The sequence below is a fragment of the Bacteroides cellulosilyticus DSM 14838 genome (assembly GCF_000158035.1).
GTDB lineage: Bacteria > Bacteroidota > Bacteroidia > Bacteroidales > Bacteroidaceae > Bacteroides > Bacteroides cellulosilyticus.
The window spans coordinates 172,501-179,303 of sequence record NZ_EQ973492.1; the positions used below are offsets into that span (position 1 = coordinate 172,501).

Annotated in this window: 3 protein-coding genes and 2 pseudogenes; 3 read left to right on the plus strand and 2 right to left on the minus strand. The window is 37.2% G+C overall.

Translation table 11 applies throughout. The features are described from left to right. A pseudogene (locus BACCELL_RS18710) lies at positions 1–270 on the minus strand (hypothetical protein); the annotation flags it as partial. A 1,349-nt stretch (positions 271–1,619) separates the two neighbouring features. Next, positions 1,620–2,759 carry a site-specific integrase gene (locus BACCELL_RS18715; protein ID WP_007217777.1) on the minus strand — a complete coding sequence of 380 codons (1,140 nt, stop codon included), beginning with the start codon at positions 2,757–2,759 and terminating at the stop codon, positions 1,620–1,622. 363 nt (positions 2,760–3,122) lie between these two features. Here BACCELL_RS18715 and BACCELL_RS18720 point away from each other — a divergent pair. From BACCELL_RS18720 to BACCELL_RS18730, 3 genes and pseudogenes are all read left to right on the plus strand, one after another. After that, positions 3,123–4,079, plus strand: a pseudogene (locus tag BACCELL_RS18720) (hypothetical protein). 16 nt (positions 4,080–4,095) lie between these two features. Then, positions 4,096–6,189 (plus strand): peptidase associated/transthyretin-like domain-containing protein, encoded by a 2,094-nt coding sequence (locus BACCELL_RS18725; RefSeq protein WP_007213567.1) that lies wholly within the window; start codon positions 4,096–4,098, stop codon positions 6,187–6,189. Between the two features lie 49 nt (positions 6,190–6,238). Next, positions 6,239–6,803: YjbH domain-containing protein (locus BACCELL_RS18730; RefSeq protein WP_007213568.1), on the plus strand; the 565-nt coding region annotated here is incomplete at its 3' end.

Consider the following 6,803-nt stretch of genomic DNA (forward strand, 5'->3'; position numbering starts at 1 on the left):
TAAACCCATTTTTTGAATAATGTCTACCGCTTTGCCAATGCCGACTCCATTCAGACGATACGCAGAATTTTGCAAGACGTATACACGTTCTTTGCCATCTTCTGTCCACCCTACATTTTCAAATCCCATTTCTACTAAAGTGTTCACCGTACTTTCTCCTGTTTGGCAAATTCCTTTTAAAGGAAGCAAACAGAATAAAAAGAGCGCCGCACATCGTGCTATTGTTTTAGTAGCTAGACACTTTCTCATGTTAGAGTTTCTATACCTCATTTTATTTATTCAATTTTCATATCTTTACGACATAAAATATGGTGCAAAAATAGACACATTTTTAATAATACCAAAGAATTTTACATGAAAAAATAAAATAATGTAGCTTTTTCTGCATAATTGTTCTCATAAAGCTAATATTCTTTGTCTATGAGCTTATAATGCGTGATAAAGAGGTTAATAAATGACTAATAAATACGACATTTATATGAAAAATATACCCTCAAACGTAATTTTGATTATATATACCTTTCGTAAAAAACGAATTATTATTTATTTAAGAGTTCCGCAAGCTTGTTCTACGTGTGTATAATGATAATTTATAACCTCTTCTATAAACATACGATATGTTTTTTAGGTTCGGGAGGTCTAGCTTTCAATATGCAGAGCTTCAAAAAAACAAGTTGGTAATCATTTTGACATTCTGTACTTTTAGTTAGCTGAGAATCCGTTGTTTTGACCCGACAGTTGTGATGATGAAAAGAAAGAACTAAAGAGTAGCGAAATGCAGGCTATTAAGTGTATGTCGCAGCCTCCCAGAAGGAGGGAAATTAGGATAATATCAGTTATTTCTTGTTTCTTGCTCAATTGGATTATAAATTCTAAGCAGGGAACGAAGTGAGAGCAAGGTAAAGTCATGAATAAAATCACTCACCATGGGGTGATACCATTTTGTTTCATACCGTGAAACCGATAGTTTCAAGGCATGAAACCGTTAGTTTCACCTATTGAAACCGGGAGTTTCACGGCATGAAACTCACAATTCCAAATGGAGAAACCAGAGCATCAAACAGGCAATCTGTACGTATCAAGAACAGTGATGCTAAAGTTATCCGATGCAAACGGCGGATAGTAAACAAAATAAGATGTAAAAGAAGAACAACAATAGAGACTATATTTTCAGAAAGAAATGAAATCTCTCGCTTTATCGCATCATCACAATTTCCGAGTAGGGATAGCCGATGCCGGGAACTTGTCAGCCCGGACAGTGTTGAATAACGCGACTTGTTTGTAAAGCGCCATACGGTGACAAAAAGCACTTGCAAAGGGTATGCAGCGTGATAAATCGGCTGCGACGGGCATATTCACCGTTTATGCGGGGAAAAAAGCTGAAAAATATAGGATTACAGACTTGTTCGATATATTCGTTAAATGTAAGTTAACATAATGTAACAGAATGAGTTAGGACGTGAGAAAGGACGAGACAGAGTGAGAGTAGCCCACTTACTCTCACTCCCGGATTTTACTCTCACTCACACTTAATATATTAGCTATCAACGATTCGTACTTAAAGTGAGGGTAGTGAGAGTAACTTGAGCCAACTTATTATTGAGTCCCTGAGTTCACAATTATGTTATATTGGGTATGAGGTCAATTGCCTTTTTCTTACTCTCATCAACAAGTTTGGCATAAATCTGTGTAGTCTGTATGTTGGTATGTCCAAGCAGTTTGGAGACAGTATACAGATCGACGCCTAAAGTTAACAACATAGTTGCGTGGGTATGTCTGGCAGTATGAAATGTGATATGCTTCTTAATCCCGGCCTGTTCAGCCCATTTAGGTAAAATTTCATTAGTTCTTCCCAATGTTATTAACTTTTTGAATATTATATCGTCCTCCTTAGCATCTTCTCGCTTCGGTAACTGTTTTATAGCTTCCTGACTTAAAGGCAAAGAAATGGCTTCCTTGGTTTTCTTTTGTATGATATACAATCGGGAATTGCCATCATCATCCATTTCTATGTCTCCCCACGTAAGCGCTATGATATCGGAATGCCTCAACCCGCAAAAACAACTGAAGAGAAAAGCTTTCTTTAGTAAACCATTATAAAAAGGGGTTTGAGCCAGCTTTCGCAATTCGTCAATAGTGAGATATTCTCTTTCCGTACGGTGTTTATGTGGCTTTTCTTCATTTTTTATTTTATTCATAGGATTAGCTGATATCAGTTCTTCTGATACTGCATAATTCAGGCAATACCTCAGCATTTTGTAATAATAGACTTGGGTATTGACATGCAGCAATTTCTCTTTCTTGGTATGAGTTTGTTTTGCTGTCTTTAGGTAATCCAGAAATCCCAAAATATAATCTTTATCTATCCTGCTTAATTGGATATCATTAGGGTTGTAACGTCTAAGATGATAGACTACAGCGTGTAGTACCGTTTTGCGAACTTCATTCTCCGACTTCTTTTCAGCTACACTTTGTATATAATCGGTTAGTTTAATGTGAGATGTCTTATTGATCTTAAAACCGTGGCTCTGATTTTGTAATTCAATAATTCTTTGAGCCTTAATGGCATTTGCCAATTTTAGCGTTTCACTATTACGCACCCTGTCTGACTTATTATATTCAGGTATAATATATAATTTCAGAAACTCGTATTTTCGTTTCCCATTCATATACATATCAAGATATATCGACTTATTGCCATTAGCCAGATGTTTGACTCTTAGCTTTATTGGCTCTTTTATTCTTAGTTCTTCTTTCATATCTCTGTTTAGAATCTCCTGTTTATTAAAAATAATATACACATTTATTTATACGGTAACAACATGGTAACAAAAACCGGTTCCAAATGATTTCGCATTTGAGTTTTATTCTGTTCTGCTACTTCTATTTGAATTTAATTTATTGAGTACTAGAAAAATAAAAGGAAGGTCCATTTGCTCCAATGATGTATAAATAGTAACAAACCAGCAACAAATATATAATATTAATGTTCTAAAAAAGAAACAATAAAGGAAAGTAATGATATTGTTTAGTATTATGCAATTCGCTAAATACTAGCTAATTGTATGTTTAATTTATCTAAGATTTCTTTATCCTGATTTCCGGATAAAAAGCCATGTCGGATTGTTGTTCTGGATAATAACGTACCCCAAATTTCATTATTTTATAAACCAATTATAGGCGACAGTGTACCAGGGGTAGCTCGACGGGATTGGGATGTAAGCTATAGTTTGGGCAGTAACTGGAAAAAGGCTGGTAAAGTAAAAAAAAGAATAGTTCTTTGTTCAAAGTGGACGTGGTAATATATCCGGAATTGTCATTAAAGAACTTAGTAATTACGCAGATATATCAAGTTCTGTTCAATCTGGCACCGGCAATAGAAGTTTCTTTCTGGAAAGGAATGAGACTGACAGCACAACTGGAAGTACCTATTTATAATGACGGATATCCAGATATGTATAATAAAATACATCCTGGTTTTATTGGCGTGTCACAAACGGTAAGACTACCCTATAATATCTGGGGAACACTTACAGTAGGGCATTTCAGTAGCGAACGTTATGGGGTAGATATGAAAATTAGCCATCGTTTCATTCGTGATAATAGATTTGGAATCGAAGGACGTGTTGGATATACAGGAGCGGCATACTGGGATGGATTTACTTGCCACTTTGGAACACAGAAAAAAATGACATGGTCAGTTGGGAGGTTATTTCTATTGGCCACAATATAATGTAGAAACGACTATGAAACTTGAACAGTATTTATTGGGTGAAAAAGGGGTACGGATAGATATTATCCGGCATTTCCGCTATGCTTCAATAGGTTTTTATGCAATGAAAGCGCAAGGAGCGAAGTCCAATGGTGGCTTTCGTTTTCAGATTGCCTTGCCACCTTATAAATATAGAAGAAGAGGATATATTCCTCGGTTTACCCCCTCCAGAAACATGGGGCTGGCGTATAATGCAGGAAACGAGCAATATTATTACAAGAACTATCGCTCATCACCCGGTGACAATATAATGCAATCAAATAGTTTTAACCCATATTTTATTAAATCAGAATTATTAGTTTATTAATTTTAATTTTATTGAGATGAAAAAGAAAAGTTTGTTTGGTATTAACGTGAAGTTAGCGTTAATGTTAGTAGCAATCTGCGGCATGTTCGCCAGCTGCTACGAAAAAGAAGAATTAACGACAGAGGCACCGAGTACAGTGAAACCGGTATACAAAATTACAGGTGTCGTTTCTAATGCTTCTACCGGAGAACCGTTGTCTGGTGCCAAGGTTAATGGTGCTACAACTGCTACCGATGGAACTTATGCTTTAGATGCAACAGAAGGGTTGAATGTTCTGACTGTTACTAAAGATGATTACAAGACTGTCACAACTTCTGTGTATGTAGAAAAGATTGAAAATGGCAAAACTGCTGTCTACACAGTAAATGCAGCTATGTATCCGGGATATGATACTCCGACATACAAAACTGTAAAATATACCATAAAAGGTACTGCAACAGATGAAAGTAGCGCTGCTGTAAAATTGTCGTCAGTAGTTATACCTGGATGTACAATTGCAGTTGTTAATAACACATTCACAGTAGAAGGGGTACAGCCGGGCACTTACTATGCTGTTCTTAAAGCTGAAGGTTACAAAAACGCTTACGCTACCATCGCTGTAGCTCCTGTTGCTGCTGAAGAAGGTGAAGGCGACCAAATTGTAACCTCTACAGTTGCCGTATTGATGCAAAAGGAAGAAACTGCAAAGGTGTCTAAATACTATGTGTGCGGCTTCGTTACCAATGAAAAAGATGCTGCTGTGCCCGACGCTACTGTAAAAGTTGAAGTTGGTGAATTCAAAGCTGATCTTACTACTGACAATCGTGGTTATTTCAATATAGAAGTGGCAGCTGAACATATCACTCCTACAACATTGGCTATTATTACAGTTTCAAAAGCTGGTTATGTTGCACAAGCAAAAGCCACAGTTGTGAAACTGGTTGAGACCGGTGCTACTTCTGTGACTTCCATTGAAGTTGTATTGAAAGCTGAAAGCAGTGATATCCCTGATGAAGATCCGAGTAAGGGTGGTGAACAAACTATCGAAGTGCCTGTAGATAAAGCAGAGCCAACGAAAGTTGAAGATATTAAAGAACCTGAAGTTAAAGCAGACATCGAGAAAGTTGCCGAAGAATTAGGTATTGAGGATATTACTAAAATTGATATTCCAGTGGTAAAAGTAGAAGAGGCTCTCGTAGTAGAACTTGTATCTACAGAAGCTGTTATTGATGAAACAACAGGTGAAACAACTCAAGAGACTAAAACTGTTGCCGACCAGATCACATTGCCTGCTAACACACAAGTTTATTATGTAGGTGGCCAAGCTCAAGCAATCAAACTAACTCGTGATATACAAACTGAAAAGGCAACTGCTGCTGTACGTACTTACGAAGGACAACCCAGCGGTACTGTATTCTCTCAACCGCTGGAAGTTAAGTTCCAGGCTCCGATTACTGTTACTGTAGAGCCTGACTATGTATTAGGTGTTCTTTATCAAAATGAAAAAACCGGTGTATGGTCAGCTGATGCTAATAATTATGCTGAATACGATATGACTTCAGGTACTTTCGTTGGTAAAATCAATCACTTCTCCAAGTTCCGTTTCGGTTTTGAGTCAGCCATCGTTCCAGTAGACAGCGTTAAGTTGGATGCCGAAATCATCAATAAACCTTGCTATACAGGCTCTGCAGCCGCTGTAGTTACTGTAAAAGGAAGCTACATGGGTGGAACCGCTTATGATGGAAACACTCCTGCTTTGGCTGTTGAAACTGCCTTGTCTGGTATGAATGCAGAAACGAAATCTTACGTAACAATGTTACTGAAAAATATGATTCTAAAAGACAATGCTAATATTGCACCGAAGAACAGCTACTCAAAAACTGCTCTGTCTGTAGATATATCAGTTCCTGCATACAAGCAAATTGATAACTTCAGTATGGTCAGAAAACAAGTAAGAAGATCATATACTGTTCATGTAATTGATAAGAACAAAAAAACTACAGACGTAACAGTGGTAGTTAAAAAGATTATCTCTACAACTCTGACTGCAAATTATGCTATTGGTCACACTCATGGACATGGCAATGGTGAAGATTTGAACGCAGGTGGTGGTATTATCGATTTTGAATAGGCCTGTTTTTAAATAATGCAATTGAACCTAAAGCATGAGATTATACATAATGAGAATAAAGCGAATGTTTATTGCGATACTGCTTATCAGTGTATCATCCATGCTTTCGGCTCAATTGACTTATGGAACTACCGGTTTGCTGCATGCTCCTTCGGCAGAGATGCAAAAGGACAAAACAGTGATGCTGGGAGGGAACTTTATGAATAAGGAGATAACTCCTCCTACGTGGTATTACCATACGTACAATTATTTTTTGAATGTTACCATTTTGCCGTGGATGGAAGTTGCTTATACTTGCACCCTGTTTAAGGCAGAAGCTTTAGGGTTAAAGCCTTATGGCTATTCAGGATTCACGAATCAGGATAGATATTTTTCTATCCGGTTACGGGCTTTGAAAGAAGGACAATTCTGGAGGTATATGCCAGCTGTTGTTTTCGGAACATCGGATCCATTTACTTCATCCGGAGGAGGCTCGATTGGTTCTACAGAAGGAAACGGATATTATAGTCGTTTCTATGCAGCGGCCACCAAGCATATCTCTATAGGAAAAGAAGAAATAGGGGTACACCTTTCTTATTTATATAATAAAAGAAAAGAGTACAAGCTGAATGGAA